This window comes from Brevibacterium aurantiacum, assembly GCF_007558825.1.
GTDB lineage: Bacteria > Actinomycetota > Actinomycetes > Actinomycetales > Brevibacteriaceae > Brevibacterium > Brevibacterium aurantiacum_A.
Window position 1 is genome coordinate 15278 of record NZ_VLTK01000016.1, and the last position, 17563, is coordinate 32840.

General features: G+C 63.5%; 14 protein-coding genes. 4 read left to right on the plus strand and 10 right to left on the minus strand.

Annotated elements, in window-relative coordinates:
* Window positions 1–184: 184 nt before the first annotated feature.
* The 3 genes from guaB to FO013_RS19700 all read right to left on the minus strand — a co-directional run bounded on the left by guaB (window position 185) and on the right by FO013_RS19700 (window position 3619).
* Window positions 185–1711, minus strand: coding sequence for an IMP dehydrogenase (gene guaB, locus FO013_RS19690; RefSeq protein WP_143924266.1), 1527 nt, complete (start codon window positions 1709–1711; stop codon window positions 185–187).
* Window positions 1712–1859: 148 nt separating this feature from the next.
* Window positions 1860–2522 carry a GntR family transcriptional regulator gene (locus tag FO013_RS19695; RefSeq protein ID WP_143924267.1) on the minus strand — a complete coding sequence of 221 codons (663 nt, stop codon included), beginning with the start codon at window positions 2520–2522 and terminating at the stop codon, window positions 1860–1862.
* 98 nt (window positions 2523–2620) lie between these two features.
* The gene (locus tag FO013_RS19700) at window positions 2621–3619 is read right to left on the minus strand and encodes a pseudouridine synthase (RefSeq protein ID WP_143924268.1); all 999 of its coding nucleotides are present in this window, start codon (window positions 3617–3619) and stop codon (window positions 2621–2623) included.
* A 105-nt stretch (window positions 3620–3724) separates the two neighbouring features.
* Here FO013_RS19700 and FO013_RS19705 point away from each other — a divergent pair, with 105 nt between their 5' ends.
* From FO013_RS19705 to FO013_RS19720, 4 genes are all read left to right on the plus strand, one after another.
* Window positions 3725–4171, plus strand: coding sequence for a hypothetical protein (locus FO013_RS19705; RefSeq protein ID WP_143924269.1), 447 nt, complete (start codon window positions 3725–3727; stop codon window positions 4169–4171).
* Window positions 4172–4221: 50 nt separating this feature from the next.
* Window positions 4222–4617, plus strand: a complete 396-nt coding sequence (locus FO013_RS19710; RefSeq protein WP_143924270.1) for an SRPBCC family protein — start codon at window positions 4222–4224, stop codon at window positions 4615–4617.
* A gap of 67 nt (window positions 4618–4684) precedes the next feature.
* Window positions 4685–5752 carry a lysophospholipid acyltransferase family protein gene (locus tag FO013_RS19715; RefSeq protein WP_143924271.1) on the plus strand — a complete coding sequence of 356 codons (1068 nt, stop codon included), beginning with the start codon at window positions 4685–4687 and terminating at the stop codon, window positions 5750–5752.
* A gap of 52 nt (window positions 5753–5804) precedes the next feature.
* Window positions 5805–8420, plus strand: a complete 2616-nt coding sequence (locus FO013_RS19720) for a PEP/pyruvate-binding domain-containing protein (RefSeq protein ID WP_143924272.1) — start codon at window positions 5805–5807, stop codon at window positions 8418–8420.
* Window positions 8421–8478: 58 nt separating this feature from the next.
* Here the strand turns inward: FO013_RS19720 and FO013_RS19725 are convergent, their stop codons facing one another.
* The 7 genes from FO013_RS19725 to metG form a co-directional block, all read right to left on the minus strand.
* Window positions 8479–9900 carry an FtsX-like permease family protein gene (locus tag FO013_RS19725; protein WP_143924273.1) on the minus strand — a complete coding sequence of 474 codons (1422 nt, stop codon included), beginning with the start codon at window positions 9898–9900 and terminating at the stop codon, window positions 8479–8481.
* Window positions 9897–10739 (minus strand): ABC transporter ATP-binding protein, encoded by an 843-nt coding sequence (locus tag FO013_RS19730; RefSeq protein ID WP_260848286.1) that lies wholly within the window; start codon window positions 10737–10739, stop codon window positions 9897–9899. The genes FO013_RS19725 and FO013_RS19730 overlap by 4 nt, the downstream gene beginning before the upstream one ends.
* A gap of 256 nt (window positions 10740–10995) precedes the next feature.
* Window positions 10996–12585, minus strand: a complete 1590-nt coding sequence (gene groL, locus FO013_RS19735; protein ID WP_143924274.1) for a chaperonin GroEL — start codon at window positions 12583–12585, stop codon at window positions 10996–10998.
* A 36-nt stretch (window positions 12586–12621) separates the two neighbouring features.
* On the minus strand, window positions 12622–12915 hold the full coding sequence (groES, locus tag FO013_RS19740) for a co-chaperone GroES (protein WP_009883265.1): 294 nt from the start codon (window positions 12913–12915) through the stop codon (window positions 12622–12624).
* A gap of 398 nt (window positions 12916–13313) precedes the next feature.
* Entirely contained in the window at window positions 13314–14549 is a 1236-nt protein-coding gene (locus FO013_RS19745) for a resuscitation-promoting factor (protein ID WP_143924275.1), read from the minus strand.
* Between the two features lie 240 nt (window positions 14550–14789).
* Window positions 14790–15710, minus strand: a complete 921-nt coding sequence (locus FO013_RS19750) for a TatD family hydrolase (RefSeq protein WP_143924276.1) — start codon at window positions 15708–15710, stop codon at window positions 14790–14792.
* Window positions 15710–17305, minus strand: a complete 1596-nt coding sequence (gene metG / locus FO013_RS19755; protein ID WP_143924277.1) for a methionine--tRNA ligase — start codon at window positions 17303–17305, stop codon at window positions 15710–15712. Before metG ends, FO013_RS19750 begins: the two co-directional genes overlap by 1 nt.
* Window positions 17306–17563: the final 258 nt, after the last annotated feature.

Sequence of the window (17563 nt, forward strand, 5' to 3'; positions counted from 1 at the left end):
AGGCATATACGGCCCAAAAAATCGCACGTGGCCTTCATCACATCCGGGCGATTCGTCTGACATCTTGAGACAGCGAAAACGGCCGTAGTTCCTGCCCAGGAGGCAGGAGCTACGGCCGTCGGCAGTCGTGGGACAAGCAGAGGTCGGTCGCGACGCGCTGTCAGAGAGCGGTCTCCACAGAAACCTATTTGACGACGTAGTTAGGTGCTTCGACGGTCATCTGAATGTCATGCGGGTGGCTCTCCTTGAGGCCCGCTGTGGTCAGGCGAACGAACTTGCCCTTCGCCTTGAGGTCCGCGATCGTGGGGGCGCCGACGTAGAACATCGACTGGCGCAGACCACCGGTGAGCTGGTGTGCGACCTGTTTGAGCGGTCCGCGATAGGCGACACGGCCTTCGATGCCCTCCGGAATGAGGTCGGTGTCGGTGTCGATGTCGTCCTGGAAGTAGCGGTCCTTCGAGTAGGACTTGCCCTGACGTGGGGCCATGGCACCCAGTGAACCCATGCCGCGATAGGCCTTGTACTGCTTGCCGTTGACGAAGATGAGTTCGCCGGGTGATTCGCTGCAGCCGGCCAGCAGGGAGCCGAGCATCACGGTGTCCGCGCCGGCGACCATGGCCTTGGCGATGTCGCCGGAGTACTGCAGTCCGCCGTCTGCGATGACCGGCACACCAGCCGCGCGGGCCGCCTGAGCGGCGAGGTAGACGGCGGTGACCTGTGGGACGCCGACGCCGGCGACCACACGGGTGGTGCAGATCGAGCCCGGCCCGACTCCGACCTTGATGGCGTCGGCACCGGCGTCGATGAGGGCTTGTGCACCCTCCTTCGTGGCGACGTTTCCGCCGATGATCTGGACCTTGTCGAACGTCGAATCGGCCTTGATCTTCCTGATCATGTCGGTCACGCCGCGAGCGTGTCCATTGGCAGTGTCGACGACGAGGACGTCGACGCCCGCCTCGGCGAGGAGGGTTGCGCGTTCATAGGCATCGCCGTGGAATCCGACGGCCGCACCCACGCGCAGGCGCCCTTCGTCATCCTTCGTGGCCAGGGGGTATTCCTCGGTCTTGACGAAGTCCTTGACGGTGATGAGGCCCTTGATGACGTTGTTCTCATCGACCAGGGGCAGCTTCTCGACCTTGTGCTCGGCGAGCAGTTCGAATGCCTTCTCCGGGGAGACGCCGTCCGGGGCGGTGATCAGCGGCATCCGGGTCATAGTCTCGGCTACGGTGCGGGTCGGGAATTCACTGCGGGTGACGAAGCGCAGGTCGCGGTTGGTCACGATGCCCAGCAGCACATTGTTCTCATCGACGACGGGCAGACCTGAGATCCGGTATTTTCCGCAGATCTCGTCGAGTTCTTCAAGAGTCTTCTCGGGGGTGATCGTCAACGGGTCGTTGATCATCCCGGATTCGGAGCGCTTGACGTAGTCGACCTGTGCGGCCTGGTCTTCCATCGACAGGTTGCGGTGGATGATGCCCAGTCCGCCGATGCGGGCCACGGCGATGGCCATGCGCGACTCGGTCACGGTGTCCATGGCGGCCGAGACCAGGGGGATATTGAGCTCGATCTCTTTGGTCAGACGGGTCGTAGTGGAGGCATCTGAGGGGATGACATCGGTGTCACCGGGCAGGAGGAGGACATCGTCATACGTGAGGCCCGTCAGCGAGAACGGATCGTTTGCGGCCTGTGTTTCCTGCTCGGGAATCCCCATGGGTACAGCCTTTCGACGCGGTGAGTTCGGTGGCTCAATGCTATCGAAGTCATACACCGCTTATCTAGCGTTTCAAGTACCGAGCACTGTGAGACTGCCGACATCAATACTCAGGAATGTTCGCCGAGGCGGTCCTACTGTTCCCTGGTCAGCGGCCTTCGCCGACGGAGCGTGCCAGGTCGAGCGTCGAGGCTTCCGAGTCATCGAGATGGATCCGCAGCAGGCCTTCGGCTCCGTGTCGGTCCCCCGAGCGCATCTTCTCGAGGATGTCGCGGTGCGGGTTAGCCCAATGGGAGTGGTATTTGCCTGGTTCCCGCGAGCGGGCGAACGTCGTCGACAGGCGGGCCATGAGGTTGACGTAGAACTCGTCAAGCATCGGAGAGCCGAGCAGGCCGACGATCGCCCTGTGGAATGAGGCGGAGTGCTCCTGTGCGTCGGTCCAGCTCTCGTTGTTCGGAGCAGTCTCCGCACGGACGACCGATGCTTCCACACGGTTCATCGCCGCCTCTGTGGCGTCCTGTGATTCCTGAACGGCACGGATCTCGAAGACACGTCGGGCCTGGTAGAGGTCCTTGAGTTCGTCGAGGTCGAAGGTACGGACGAAGAAGCCGCGGTTCGTCTCCTGTGTCAGCAGTCCGGCGTAGCGGAGCAGGGACAGGGATTCACGGGCAGTGTTGCGCGAGACGTTGAATTCCTTCGCCAGCGCACCATCCCGGACCGGAGAGCCGGCAGGGTACTCGCCGGTCGTGATTCGGGACCGGACCAGGGCAACGATCGCCTCTGAGGTACATCCGGGTGCGTTTGGGCTCATATCACCAGGCTACCGTGTCCCCACCGCTCGTGGGCAAAGCCTGGGCACAGCCGTCGGCGATGATACCGAGTCGAGACACACGATACGTCTGCACCGGTCTACGGCGTCGGTCCCAGAGTGAGCTCGGATTCGAAGCGTCGCGGGCGCCGCGTCAGCGGATCGTCGAACTCGATCGACGCCGCCAGCAGCTGCAGCGGTGAGCTGAAATCGTAGGGGTCCGGAGACAGATCGACAGGATAGACCGGATCACCGAGGATGGGCAGCCCGAGCGAGTTCATGTGCACCCGCAGCTGATGTGTCTTGCCCGTCAACGGATGAAGTTCGTACTCGCCGATCGACGGACATTCCTCCACTGATCGCCGAGGCGGGGGCACGGTTGCCTCGGACCGCCTCGGCGAGGTCGGGGTTCGTTCACCCAGCAGGCTGATCGTGCTGAAGGCGTTGGGCTCACCGTCGACTTCGAGGACCTGTCTGCCGCCGCGCGGTTTGACCAGCCTGGACTCCTTGCTGAGCGGGAACTCCATATCCGTCGGCGGCATGGCTGCGAGGGCGCGATAGGTCTTGGTCACCAATCGGTCCTGGAACAGACTCTGATATCGACCACGGGTCTCGGGTCGTTTCGACAGGATGAGCAGTCCCGCCGTGATGCGGTCGAGACGGTGGATGGCCACCAGATCGGGCTGGTTGAAATCCAGGCGAGCCCGGGTCACGACGCATTCGCGCACGAACCGCCCATTGGGAGTGCTGGCGAGGAAGTGGGGTTTGTCGACGACGAGCAGATCGTCGTCTTCGAAGACGACGCTGATCTCGAAGGGAATCCTCTCCTCGGCCGGAACAGGTCGGTGGAAGAAATAGAAGCCGCCGGGGATGACGGAATCATCCCAGTTCACTGGCTCTCCCGTCTCATCGCGCATATCGCCCGTGCTCAGCAGGCTACGTCGCGCTTCATCGTCGGCTTCGGGGAACTCTGCCTCCAACCACCCGCCGATCGTGTCCGGGACCGGAAGATGGTTCTTATCGTGCGTCGCCTTCCCACCAGGTGCGCGCAGCGACGTCGCGGAGATCCCTTCTCGGGGTGAAAGCGGGCTGCGTGGCATCGGATCAGTCTAACTGCCGACGTGATGGCGCACTCGGCTCTGAACTTGCGGGACCTGCCGTGGGCTTGCGAGAAATCTGGAGCGTGGAGTCCTATGGTGGGAGGTATGGACAACACCGAATTGACGGAAGAGTTCCTCCTCAACAAGGTCATCGCTCCGGTCGTTCTCGGCATGTTCGCCAACGACGAATGGGACAGCTACGGCATGAATCACGACCCGACCGACGCACGAAAGTGGATTGTCAGGGTCGTCGCCAAATGGGAAGCCGTCGACATCCCCCTCGAGTACTCGGAAGGCATCGAGTCGGTCAACGACCTCCAGCTGAAGCTCATCGCCGAGCTCCAAGCGTTCATCGACCGGTCGGAGATCGGGCAGCGCCGCGACGAGGAGTGGGAGGCCGACGAACACAAGGCTCCTCTCCCAAGTCTCAGACATGCGATTCGCCCGACCTTCAGCGGACCTCCGGACTGCGCGACGCGCCTGCTGAGGATCCGCTCGCGCAATCTCCGGCTCGATCGGCGCCGATGCCGATCCGCCCACCGCAGAGACTGACTCGACTGCGGCCTCTGGCCCGATCGTGACAGCTGTGGTGCACTTGGTGCATGAGCTTCGACGCACGCCACATCTCGCAGACGATCCACACAGACCCCTCCGACATCGCGGTCTTCGCCGGCAATCCGGCCAACCTCCCACAGTGGGCGGCCGGTCTGAGCGAAGGCATCCGCAATGAGGCCGGACGCTGGATCACCGATTCGCCGATGGGCGAAGTCGAGGTCAGCTTCCGGCCCGGAATCGAGTTCGGGATCCTCGACCACGACGTGATCTTCCCCGACGGCACCACCGTGCACAATCCGCTGCGTGTGCTCCATAACGACGATGTCAGCGAGGTCGTCTTCACCGTCTACCGCCTTCCGAACGTCAGCGATGAGGAATTCGCCCGCGACATCGAAGCCGTGCGGAAGGATCTGGAACGACTCCGCGATGTCCTCGAAGGCTGACCATTCGAATGCTCCCCTAGCCCCTGTTGCATCCCTAGGGTGGGGGCACCGGTTCATCAATGCCGCCATGCGCACTGTGTATTTCGGTCGCATCCGCGTCCACGACGTCAGTGGCGAGCCCGCCGCCCGGCACAAGTCCGCCGACCGCGAGGAATCCCCGAGCGGCACCACCACACGAGCGACCCCTCGCCCGCGCCTCATCATCTCCAGCCACCGCAATGGAGCCATCGACGGTCATCAGGTGCTCGCCGCATTCCCGCGAGCGCAGTTCCTCATCTCGATCCAGCTCATCCGCAGCTGGTTCCTGCGTCTCTTCATCGCCGGCATCCCCGTCGTCCGACCCAAGGACGTCGAACGCTACAACCTCGATCCCACATCGGTAGCCAGCCCGGTCGAAGCCGGCACTGCACACCTTCGCCGGGGCGGTGACCTGGGAATCTTCCCCGAAGCCAGCAGCGAATGGGGCCACCGACCCCAACCCTACAAATCTGGTGCTGCCCGCATCGCCTGCACCCTGCGCGAGGAGGGCATCGATCTCGAGGTGATCCCGGTGGGCCTGTTCTACTCGACTCCTGACAGGTTCCGCTCCCGCGCCGAGGTGGTCCGCGGAAAGTCGATCACGATTCCGGCCCGCAATGGCCAGGAGCGATCCGTATGGGAGGCCGAGGTCGCCTCGGCGATGGGATCGGCCCTTGATGAGATCTCGGTGAACTGTCCCGACGAAGAGACCTTCGAGCGGATCCAGGCGAAGGCGCTCAATGTCGCCCGCAGCACACCGGGCAGAGCGGCCACGTTCGCGAAGGCGTTTCTGGACCTGCAGGGTGACGCCTCCACTGCCGCAGCCGACGGGCCACCCGCCGCGGCGGGCCCTGCGATCACGGTGCTGCGCTGGGTCGGGATCGCGCTCATGTGGCTCTTCGCCCCCGTACTCGCGGCAGCTGCCCTTGCCGGATCGCGCGCGGACGGTCGCAATACTGTCACATTCTTCCGCCTCCTCGGCGGCTTCGCAGCGGTTATGGTCTGGGTACCAGCACTCATCGTTGCTGTGTTCTTCTGGCCCCTGGTCATAGGAATCGGCATCGTCAGTGCGGTCTGCGGCTGGCTGCTTCTGGGCCTGCGTCGCTTCCGTCTGTGACCCGATCGACCACCGCCCCTTCGGCCCATCTGAGACATCTCTAGGAGCTCTCGTGACACTCACCCTCGGCTTCACCGATCCTCTCGCCACCGAACTTGCGACCAGCGGCGGCAAGGGCGCCAGCCTCGCGAAGTCCGCGCGGAATCTGCCCGTGCCCGGCGGCTTCATCGTCACCGCCGACGCCTACACACAATTCGTCGCACCCCTGCAGTCGCGGATCAGTGAGCTCATGGACACAGACCACCCCGCCGAGGCGATCGGCGATCTCATCCGGCGCACCCCGGTCCCCGATGCCTGGCTCGCCGACTTCGCGGCGGCGGCCCAGGCTGCCGGCCTGAACGGCAAGGCGGTGGCGGTCCGTTCCTCGGGGACCATGGAGGATCTGCCCGGGGCGGCCTTCGCCGGGCAGCACGACACCTACCTCGGGGTTCGCGGAACGCAGTCCATCGCCGAGGCGGTGCGCGACTGTTATGCCTCCCTGTGGAATCCGCACGCCTTCCGCTACCGTCAGCAGCTCGGCGTCGAACAGCTGGAGGCGAAGATGGCCGTCGTCGTTCAGCTCATGGTCGCAGTCGGGGCTGAGGAGGCTGCCGGGGTCGCGTTCTCCGTCGACCCGGTGCGCGGCAACACGGACGAAGTCCTCATCAATGCGGCGTTCGGACTGGGCGAGACCGTCGTCGGCGGGGAGGAACCCGTCGACGAATTCCGGATCGCCCGCGCCGACGGAACCCAGATCGCGGCTGAGATCGCGGACAAGCCGAAGGCCCTCGTCATGCGTGAGCCTGCGGAAGCCGACGATGTTGACGACGACGGGCGCGGGGATCACAACGGACAGGACGAACACGGCGATGCGCGGACGAGGGAGGTCCACCTCGGCGACGATCAGCGGACCCGTCCGGCACTGACTGCGGAGCAGGCTCGAACGGTGGCCGAACTCTCCGTGCTCGCGGAGGATCATTTCGGTTTCCCGCAGGACATCGAGTGGGCCTTCAGCGGTGACGACCTCTTCCTCCTGCAGTCGCGGCCGATCACTCGCGTCGCACCCCGCTGGACCCGTGACGAATCCGCCGAACGATTCCCCACCCCGGTCACGCCTCTGACCTGGGACCTTGTCGAGGCAGGATTCCACTGCTCACTCAACCACAGCTTCGACCTCATGGGTCTGCCGCCCTTCGACGACAAGTGGTTCGTGATGCGTGACTTCTACATCTACGGCAACCAGACGGCCGTCGATCTCTACGCCGGGAGACTGCCGACGAAGATGCTCTCCAGCGTGGAGACCATCACCGAATCGCTGCCGGAGATCGCTTCTCAGTTCGGTTGGGTGCAGGAACTTCCTGTGCGGTGGATGCGGGACCTCGACACGTATCTCATGGGCATCGGCAAGCTCTCCCACGAACCGCTCGAGGACAAGTCGCTGGCCGAAGTGTGGAAGCACGTGATCGCCATCAGCGACCTCGGCACGGAGTACTTCCGCCCCAACATCGCGATCTCCCTGACTCAGCAGACACTTTACGGTGCGCTCTCGCACATGCTCGAGATGGCATTGGACAAGGAGACCGCGCGCCTCGTATTCGAGCGACTGCTGGCATCGACGGACACGAAGACCTCGCAGGTCAATGCCGAAATCTGGGAGCTCTCACGCATTGTGCGCGGCAATCCCGAACTGTCGTCGACGCTGCGCAGCCACACTGGCGAGGACGGGCTGGCGGTCCTCGGTGACTTCCCCGAGTTCTTCAATGAGTTTGCGACCTTCCTCGCCAAGCACGGCCATCGGGAACTCGACTTCGACGCCTACCATCCGACTTGGGTCGAGGCACCGCACATCGTCCTGGATCAGGTCCGTCTGCTGGCCGATCGAGCTGAGAACGCCTCGGCGGACTCCGATCTGGAGCGCAAGGTCCTGCAGGCCGAGACCGAGCGGGCCGTGGTCAATGCCGCCCCGGAGAAGCTGCGCTATCTGGTGCAGGAGGTCATCCGCCTGGCACGTTCGTACACGGCGCTCGATGATCTGGAGCACTACCAGACCACACGCCTGACGCTGCCGATGCGCAGGGCCCTGCGCGAGCTGGGTCAGAGACTTGTCGACCAAGGTGTCCTCACCGACCCCATGGACGTCTACTTCATCGATTTCGAGCCTCTCGACGCAGCGATCCGCGCCGGTGACGGGCAGTACTCCCCCGCCGGAGATTCCGCTGACCCCGGCAACGGGCAGCACTCCCCCGCCGAGGCTCTGGCCGGTCTGACTGCGATCGCGAAGAAGAACAAGGCCGGGTATCAGGAAGCAGTCGAGAGAACCCCCGAGTGGGAGCACGGACGTGCGCCCGAGGCCGGTGATGACACGGACGGCGACTTCATCAAGGGAACTGCCGGCAGTCCCGGCGAGGTCACGGGCGAGGTCTTCGTCGTCCACAGTCCCGAGGACTTCTCATCCTTCCCTGACGGGGCGATCCTCGTCGCCCGAACCACGAACCCGGCCTGGACGGCTCTGTTCTACCAGGCCAGCGGCGTCATCACGGAAAGCGGCGGTGCGCTCTCCCACGGTGCGGTCACGGCCCGTGAGCTGGGCCTGCCCGCGGTCATGGCCGTCCGGGATGCCACCAGCCGCTTCACCTCGGGACAGACGGTGAGCGTCAACGGCAGCAACGGCACAGTGACACCGAGCTGAGGCCCGCCTCGGCGAGGTCGGCTCGCGAGTGCACGACCGCCTCGGCGAGGGCCATAATCTATACCGCCTGGAGAGCGTCCACGGGGCTGATCGACGTGGCCGCGCGAGCCGGAGCACGGCTGGCGGCGAGCACGGCCAGAAGCGAGCCGGCGACGACGGAGATGATGACCCACCAGGGCACGGACGGAGCGAAGAATCCGGTCAGCGGGGACAGCAGAACCAGGGCACCGATCCAACCGAATGCGATGCCGAGGGGCACCGCGACCAGGCAGGCGGTCACGCTCAGCTGCATGCCCTCGGCCACGATCATGCGTCGGACCCATCGCGGCGTCTGACCGAGGGCCATGAGCAGACCGATCTCCTGTGTGCGCTGCCGCACGGAGAGCGTGAGCGCGTTCGCGACTCCGATGACGGCGATGATGACGGAGAAGAGGACCATGCCGAGGAAGAACATCATCGTCTGGTCGATGATGGTCTTCAGCACATCCTCGAAGCCGCCCCACCCCTCGTCCCCGAGCGATTCAGCGTAGTCGAGAAGCTGGTCTCGAAATGTCGTCATGGCCGTGGCGAACATGACGATGAGGGTGATGCCGATGACGAGACCGATCACCGTGCGCGCATTGCGAGTGGGGTGACGAGCGATCGTCGAGGCAGCCAGACGTGCGGTTGCCGTTCGGCCGAGCAGCCACCCGGTGAGCGCCTGCAGCGGAGGCAGGATCCAGGGATTGCCGACGATGACACCGACGAAGGTCAGAGCGGCACCGACGGCGACGAGGAGCACGCCGAGGACACTCACCGTGTTTCCGCTGGCACCGATGACGCCGCTGATGAGAAGGGTAATTCCCATGGACAGCAGGATGAGTGCACCCGCCAGGGCCCCCATCGATGCACGCGTATCCTCGGGCCGACGCTCGACAGCCTGCGAGGTGGCCTCGATCGGTGAGATGCCGCTGATGCGTTGGGCACCCAGATACGCTGAGAACCAGGTCACGACGATGGTCGCGGCCCCCGGGAGGAACATCATGGGACTGAGAAGATCTGGCTCCACGGTGATCTGTCCGCCGAGGAAGGCCGTCGTACCCTGCGCGAGAGCGGTGGAGACGAGGAACGCAGCGATGGCGCTGGGTATCGAAACGAGCAGCCCCTCCACCGAGGCGGCCCGGCGCAGCCGTCGCGAGGACGCTCCGATGAGACGCAGCAGTGCCAGTTGACGGCTGCGACCGGCGATGATGATGGAGAACGTGTTGGCAATGACGATGCTTGAGACGAACAGCGCGATGACGAAGAAGAGCAGCCCCACCGTTGTGAGCAGCCCCTGCGCCGTGTCTGACTCGGAGACGATCTTCGCAGAGGACATCCAGGCTGTGAGGATTTCGATGCCCTGCATGATGACGGTGCCGAAGAGAGCAGCGATGAAGACGACGAGGAAGCTGGGTGCGAACTGGCGCGGGTTGGCCCGGAGCTCCCGCATAGGGTTCATCGGCGCCCCCCGGTCTCCGAGGCATACTGCGGGGACCGTGCGGGATCCTGCAGGGACCCGGCGGCTGCGTTCTCCGCGGCCTCGGCCTTCGCGTCGAGATCGAGCATCGTCTGTGCAATCACCTCGGCGCTGATCGAGTCGTTGAGCTCTGAGACGGGAGTGCCGTCGGCGATGAACACGACGCGGTCGGCATAGGCGGCCACGATCGGATCATGAGTCACGAGCACGATCGACTGTCCGAGCTCGCGCACGGCCTCGGACATGATGGCCATGACCTCGCGCCCCGACCGACCGTCGAGGTTGCCGGTCGGTTCGTCGGCGAAGAGGATGTCTGGTCTCGTGGCCAGGGCACGGGCGATGGCGGTGCGCTGCTGCTGTCCGCCCGAGATCTCACTGGGCCGATGCTTGAGCCGCTCGTCGAGACCGAGCCGCTTGATGATGCTGGAGATCCAGGCGCGTTCATCGGAATTGGGCCTGCGATCATCGAGCTCGAAGGGCAGCACGATGTTCTCCCTGACAGTGAGGGTCGGCACGAGGTTGAAGGCCTGGAACACGAATCCGATCCGCCGCCGACGCAAGGCCGTGAGCTCGTCCTCGTGCAATGCAGTGATCTCACCCTCACCGATGTGCACTGTGCCCGAGCTCGGCCGGTCGAGTCCGGCGAGAATGTGCATGAGCGTGGATTTGCCCGAGCCCGAGGGCCCCATCACGGCCGTCAGCCGAGCGGGGGCGATATCGAGGGAGACCTGGTTGAGAGCGACCAGCGCTGCCCCGTCGGGATCAAAGATCTTCGAGACATTGCGAAGCTGAGCGATGGGCATCGGTGAGGCGGTCGTCATAAGGTCCCTACATTGCTGCGTCAAACTGTCTCATCCAGACTAACGACCCGCAACGACAAGAAACATAGGATCTGACTGATCAGTAGGTGTGAGCCGCCTGTGCAATTCGCGTAGTGTGTGAGCTTGGATGTCGACCAGCTTGCCGGCCGGCTCACCAGCTGATCGTGAATACACGTGTGGCCCGGAACAGTGTTCCGGGCCACACGTGTATCAGTTCAGCGCAGTCGCTGCGCGCCGATGCGAATCAGATGGGGACTCAGTCCTCTTCTTCTTCCTTCTTCTCGACGACCAGTGTCTCAGTTGTGAGAACCAGTGCGGCGATCGAAGCGGCGTTGCGCAGTGCCGAGCGGGTGACCTTGACCGGGTCGATGATTCCGGCGCCGATGAGGTCGCCGTAGGAATCGGTGGCGGCGTTGTATCCCTGGCCGGAAGCGAGCTCCTCGACCTTGGACACGACGACGTAGCCGTCCTGGCCGGCATTCTCAGCGATCCAGCGCAGAGGCTGGACGACGCCGCGCTTGACGATGTCAGCACCAGTGGCTGCATCGCCGGTCAGGCCCAGGTCGTTTCCGGCCAGAACCTTGGATGCGTGGATCAGAGCCGATCCACCGCCGACGACGACGCCCTCTTCGATGGCTGCACGAGTAGCCGACACAGCGTCTTCGACGCGGTGCTTGCGTTCCTTGAGCTCCACCTCGGTGGCGGCGCCGACCTTGATGACTGCGACACCGCCGGAGAGCTTAGCCAAGCGCTCCTGCAGCTTCTCGCGGTCCCAATCGGAGTCGGTGTTCTCGACCTCGCTGCGGATCTGGGCGACCCGACCGTTGACGTCCTCGTCGGAGCCAGCACCATCGATGATGGTGGTGTTGTCCTTGGTGACGGTGATGGTGCGGGCGTTGCCGAGCTCTTCCAGAGTGACCTGGTCGAGCTTCATGCCCATATCAGCGGTGACGACCTGGCCACCGGTGAGGACTGCGAGGTCCTCGAGGATCGCCTTGCGGCGGTCACCGAATCCGGGAGCCTTGACGGCGGCAACGTTGATGATGCCGCGCAGCTTGTTGACGACCAGCGTCGACAGAGCTTCGCCTTCGATGTCCTCGGCCACGATGAACAGAGGCTTTCCGGCCTGCTGCACCTTCTCCAGCACGGGGAGGAGCTCCTGGATGTTGGAGATCTTGCCCTGGTTGATGAGGATGAGCGCGTCGGAGAGCACAGCTTCCTGGCGATCAGCGTCGGTCACGAAGTGCGGCGAGAGGTATCCCTTGTCGAACTGCATTCCCTCGGTGATCTCGAGTTCCACAGATGCAGCCTGGGACTCGTCGATCGTGATGACGCCGTCCTTGCCCACCTTGTCGAAGGCATCGGCAATGAGCTTGCCGATCTCTTCGGACTGAGCGGACAGACCGGCGACGTGTGCGATCTCCGAGGAGTCGGCGACATCGCGAGCGATGGTTCCGAGTTCGGTGGAGACAGCCTCGACGGCGGCTTCGATTCCGCGCTTGAGGGCACCTGGTGCGGCGCCGGCGGCAACGTTGCGCAGACCTTCGTTGACGAAGGCCTGTGCCAGGACAGTCGCGGTGGTGGTTCCGTCACCGGCGATGTCGTTGGTCTTGGTGGCAACTTCCTTGGCCAGCTGAGCGCCGAGGTTTTCGTATGGGTCGTCGACCTCGACCTCACGAGCGATGGTCACACCATCGTTGGTGATCGTGGGTGCGCCCCACTTCTTGTCGAGAACAACGTTGCGGCCCTTGGGTCCCAGCGTCACCTTGACGGTGTCCGCGAGGATGTTCACACCCTTTTCGAGTGCACGACGGGCCTCGTCGTTGAATTCCAGATTCTTAGGCATTCGTCCTCCTGTCAGTGAAGTAGTTGTTCAGGGGATTCAGCCGATGACGGCGAGCACGTCACGAGCCGAGAGCACGAGGAACTCTTCTCCTGCGTACTTGACTTCGGTGCCGCCGAACTTGGAGTAGATGACCTTGTCGCCGATGGCCACGTCAACTGGGACGCGGTTTCCGTTGTCAGCAACGCGGCCTGGGCCCACTGCGACAACTTCGCCTTCCTGAGGCTTTTCCTTGGCGGTTTCGGGAATGACCAGACCACTGGCGGTAGTCTGCTCTGCTTCGACCTGACGGATGACAATCCGATCTTCGAGTGGCTTGATGGAGACCGACATATCGGGCCCTCTCCCTTCGCTGGGGTTCAATTCTTCTTTGAGTCAGACGGCGGCGTATGCCATGATCCACTCGTCGTCGCGGGTGCCGAGCGGATCGACCGTCTCATAAAACTGGCACTCAATGAGTGCTAGTGCTAATTCGACTTTAGAACGCTCTTAGCACTCGGTCAACTCGAGTGCCAAGGATTGTCCACGCTCTGGGCGAAACTCCGAGAAAGGTGCTCGAAGACGGCCCGGCGACGTTAAAGCTGGACCACTTTCCCGTGCAAGATGGCCCTCTCGTGAATGCAAGTACGGACCCGGGAGGTGGTCTCCCGGGTCCGTACTTTTGGCTGCCGCCTGTGACTTGATCGCTTCAGGTCAGCGGTGGCACTTCAGGCCAGCGCTTGCGCTCTGGATCAGGCGCAGGCCCACTGTCCCCAGCCGGCTTCAGCCTGCAGCTTCTTGGCACGATCGAACTGCTCCTGTGGGCTGGCATCGATCGGGTTGCCGCTGCCGCCCATGGCCTCCCATGTAGCTTGCTTGAACTGGAACAGGCCGAAGTGGGCGTTGTTCGACTTGTTCACTGCGCGCGGGTTGAACTGCGACTCGCACTCAGCAACCTGGTACCACTTGGATCCCGGTCCGCCGAGCATGTCCTTGATCTCCTGGGTGCTCATGTCGCCACCACCGGAGCCGCCGCCGGTGCTCTTGTCACCGTCGTCGGAGCCTCCCGAACCACTGTCAGAGCCGTCACCTGTTCCGGCGTCCGAACCGTCGGAGTCGTCTGGCTCTTCAGCAGGGGCTTCCTTCTTCTTGGTGCCCTCGATGACGACCTTGGCTTCAGGCTTGGAGAGGACCTTCTCGCCCTTCTTCTCCTTCTTCACCTCTTCGCCGTTGACGGTCTTGACCTTGTAGGAGACCTGCTTCTGGCCCACCTTGCCTTCGTCTTCGACCTTGGTCTCGCCTTCGAAGAGGGAGTCCGACTTCTTGGTCTCAGTCTTAGGCTCGATGGCCTCCTTCTCCTTGACCGTGTCGTTCTTCACGCGGTTCAGAGTGAGGACCTGGCCGTCGGAGACCTTGGAGCTGAGAGGCACAGACATGAAGTCGTCCTTGTCGAGCTTCAGCTTGGTCTCAGCGAGGGCTTCCTTGGCGGTCTCTGCTGCGGCCGAGACCTTGTGGTCCTTACCATCGGCAACGATTGTGAGATCCTTGGCGGTCGTCACATCGATGTCGTTGCCTTCATCTTTGAGTTTCTGATTCGGCTTGGTGTTGAGATCCGCGTTCTTCGCGTCCACACCGAGGTCGGCCAATGCCTGACCGACGGTGTTCGCATGCGTCGTCTCATCGCTCTTCTTGCCGTCGACGGACAGTGAGATTTCCTTCGCGGTGTTGACGGTGATCGTCATATCCCGCGAGATCTTCTTGTCTACGCCCGGCTTGATCTGGTCGTTCTTCTGGATGTCGAGGTCGCGGCTGTCGAGGACGTCCCCCACGGTTCCACCGAAGGTCCGGACTTCCTCGGACTGACCATTGACATCCAATGTCACTGGCTTGTTCATGGTGACCACGGCGCCCGTGCCACCCACGAGTCCGGTAATCACGACCGCCTGTGCAGCAATTTGCACTTTGCGGTTCTTGAGAAAATCAATCACAAAAATATCCCTGAGGCAGAGGTCATCAACTCATCCACTGTAACCGATTCGTTACAAGATACGCAAAACATTACGAACATGTAACAGAGAGGGTGCCTGAGCTGGCGCTCTGACCAGGACTTCCCCGTGTTTCCGGGCTTGGTCACAATCGTGACATTTGCCCGCCGAGGTGGCTGATCGAGCGTCAACCCCACCCCCGCCGAGGCTGTCGTTGAGTCACCGCCTCATCGAGTTCGTCGTTCAGTCCCAGCCTCCCAGCGCGGTCTCCGCGTTCTTCCACACTGCGGCACAGAGGTCCTCTTCGCTCATCCCGCGCACCTCGGCGAGCTTGCGTGCCGTCACCGCGGCCAGATACGGACCGCCCGGCTTGCCGCGGTGCGGGTGCGGGGTGAGGAACGGAGCGTCGGTCTCGGTCAGCAGTCGATCCAGCGGAGCCGCAGCCGCGGCACGTCGGAGCTCATCGGCGTTCTTGAACGTGAGGTTGCCGGCAAAGGACATGTAGTACCCGGCGTCTGCGCACTCGCGGGCCATCGCCTCGTCACCGGAATAGCAGTGGAAGATCGTGACCTCGGGGGCACCTTCCTCACGGAGGATGCGCAGCACGTCGGCGTGGGCCTCACGGTCGTGGATCTGCAGGGCCTTGCCCGTGCGTTTGGCGATCTCGATGTGGGCACGGAAGGAGCGCTGCTGCTCGGCGACACCTTCTTCACCGGTGCGGAAGTAGTCGAGGCCCGTCTCCCCCACCACACGCATACGGTCATCGGAGGCCACGAGCGACTCGATCTCTGTGAGGGCGTCGTCGAGCATACCTCGTTCGGCCAGCCTCGGCGCCTCATTCGGGTGCAAAGCCACACCACCGAGCATCCACGAGCGGCCCTGCTGTGACTGCTGCGTGACCAGCTCGGTCGTCCACCGTGCGGCCGGCAGGTCACAGCCGATCTGCACGATGCGCTGGACTCCAGCAGATTGGGCGGTGTCGAAGAAGAAGTCGAGGCTCGGGAACTCTTCGTCCTCGTCGGGCCGGACCTCGGGCTCGGGTTCGCCAGCGCCCAAGGGCAGTCGCACACCCGTGCAGATATCGAGATGCGTATGGGTATCGACGACGGGGTGGGCCAGCGGCTCAGGCACCGGAGGATAGGTTCCGGCGGCGCGAGAGGCCATTATTCGGTCTCCTCCACGAACTTGGGGAACACCGGGACCGGCTTCGGCAGTGGAATGCCCGGCTCCAGCGGGAAGTCGATCGCAGCGAATGAACGAGGATCCACCTCGGCGCCGGCATCACTGTCAGTCGCAGTCGGCAGCACCTTCGCACCGGCTTCACCGATGCCCTCGGGCACGCCGAGGAGGTCGAGGATCTTGCCGGCGGAATCGGGCATGACCGGCTGGATGAGGATCGAGATGATGCGCACGACCTCGATCGTCACCCACAGCACGGTGGCCATGCGATCGGCATCTGTCTTCTTCAGCTTCCAGGGTTCCTGGGCGGAGAAGTAGCGGTTGGCTTCGGAGAGCACCTTCCAGCAGGCCTCGACGTAGAGATGGAGGGCCTGTGTGTCGACGTGGCGGCGGGCGGTTTCGGGGACCGCGCGGGCCAGCGCCAACAGCTTCTCGTCATCTTCGGTGAGCTCACCGGGACGGGGAACCTGTGCCTCGCAGTTCTTCGCGATCATCGACAGCGAGCGCTGGGCGAGGTTGCCGTACTCGTTGGCGAGGTCGGAGTTCTTGCGGGTGATGATCGAGTCCTTCGTGTAGGACCCATCGTTGCCGTAGGAGAACTCGCGGAAGAGGAAGAAGCGCAGGGTGTCGAGGCCGAATGCGTCGACGAGATCGATGGGGTCGACGACGTTTCCGACGGACTTCGACATCTTCTCACCGGCGTTGAAGAGGAACCCGTGGGCGTGGACGCGCCCCGGCAGCTCGATGCCGGCGCTCATGAGGAACGCGGGCCAGTAGACGCTGTGGAAGCGGATGATGTCCTTGCCGATGATGTGGACATCGGCGGGCCACCACTTCTTGAACGACTCCTCGTCGTTCGGGTATCCGGCGGACGTGATGTAGTTCGTCAGCGCGTCGATCCACACGTACATCACGTGCTTCTCGTTGCCTGGCACGGGCACACCCCAGTCGAATGTCGTGCGCGAGACGGAGAGGTCCTTCAGACCCGAGGCGACGAAGGAGGCGACCTCATTGCGGCGCGAATCGGGGCCGATGAACTCCGGGTGCTCTTTGTACAGCTCGAGCAGCTTGTCCTGGTACTTGGACAGACGGAAGAAGTAGGACTCCTCTTCTGTCCAGGTGACCTCGGTGCGGGTCTCCGTGGACAGGCGAACACCGTCGACGACCTCGGTCTCGTCCTGTGTGTAGTAGGCCTCGTCGCGGATCGAGTACCAGCCGGAGTAGGTGTCGAGATAGATGTCGCCAGCTTCTTCGAGCTTGCGCCAGATCGCCTTGCACGACTCGTAGTGGTCCTCGTCGGTGGTGCGGATGAACCGGTCGAACGTCGAACCCAGCGCGAGCTGTGTGTCGCGGAAGTTCTTCGCGTTGTCGTCGGCGAGCTCCTTGGGCGTGATCCCGAGCTTGTTCGCCGCCTGCAGCATCTTCAGCCCATGCTCATCGGTACCGGTGCTGAAGAACACATCGTGGTTGTCGAGGCGCTTGAAGCGCGCGATCGTATCGGCCGCAATGTACTCATATGCGTGCCCGATGTGGATGGCCCCATTGGGGTAAGCGATAGCTGTCGTCAAGTAATAACCCATAGGTCACTCAGTCTAAGGGACGCCAGCGCGCAGGCGCGCAAGGGTCCTCGGGAGTCGACCCCCGAGCGTGCACGGGTGGGTGCGCTGGGGCGCAGAGGCGGTGCGCAGCCGCGCGGTGCAGCCGCGGGGTGGTGCGCAGCCGCGAGGTGGTGCGCAGCCGCGGGGTGCAGCCGCGGGGTGGGCGGAGTAGGGGCCGCGGGCTGGGCGGAGTAGGTGCCGTTCTCCAGTCGAAGTCAGGTTGAGTTGGTTGCAACCAAC

What these genes read in the sequence shown, in the direction of transcription:
- guaB (WP_143924266.1), bottom strand. Translation starts at nt 1,711, where the DNA reads ATGGGGATTCCCGAGCAGGAAACACAGGCCGCAAACGATCCGTTCTCG.
- FO013_RS19695 (WP_143924267.1), bottom strand. Translation starts at nt 2,522, where the DNA reads ATGAGCCCAAACGCACCCGGATGTACCTCAGAGGCGATCGTTGCCCTG.
- FO013_RS19700 (WP_143924268.1), bottom strand. Translation starts at nt 3,619, where the DNA reads ATGCCACGCAGCCCGCTTTCACCCCGAGAAGGGATCTCCGCGACGTCG.
- FO013_RS19705 (WP_143924269.1), top strand. Translation starts at nt 3,725, where the DNA reads ATGGACAACACCGAATTGACGGAAGAGTTCCTCCTCAACAAGGTCATC.
- FO013_RS19710 (WP_143924270.1), top strand. Translation starts at nt 4,222, where the DNA reads ATGAGCTTCGACGCACGCCACATCTCGCAGACGATCCACACAGACCCC.
- FO013_RS19715 (WP_143924271.1), top strand. Translation starts at nt 4,685, where the DNA reads ATGCGCACTGTGTATTTCGGTCGCATCCGCGTCCACGACGTCAGTGGC.
- FO013_RS19725 (WP_143924273.1), bottom strand. Translation starts at nt 9,900, where the DNA reads ATGAACCCTATGCGGGAGCTCCGGGCCAACCCGCGCCAGTTCGCACCC.
- FO013_RS19730 (WP_260848286.1), bottom strand. Translation starts at nt 10,739, where the DNA reads ATGACGACCGCCTCACCGATGCCCATCGCTCAGCTTCGCAATGTCTCG.
- groL (WP_143924274.1), bottom strand. Translation starts at nt 12,585, where the DNA reads ATGCCTAAGAATCTGGAATTCAACGACGAGGCCCGTCGTGCACTCGAA.
- groES (WP_009883265.1), bottom strand. Translation starts at nt 12,915, where the DNA reads ATGTCGGTCTCCATCAAGCCACTCGAAGATCGGATTGTCATCCGTCAG.
- FO013_RS19750 (WP_143924276.1), bottom strand. Translation starts at nt 15,710, where the DNA reads ATGGCCTCTCGCGCCGCCGGAACCTATCCTCCGGTGCCTGAGCCGCTG.
- metG (WP_143924277.1), bottom strand. Translation starts at nt 17,305, where the DNA reads ATGGGTTATTACTTGACGACAGCTATCGCTTACCCCAATGGGGCCATC.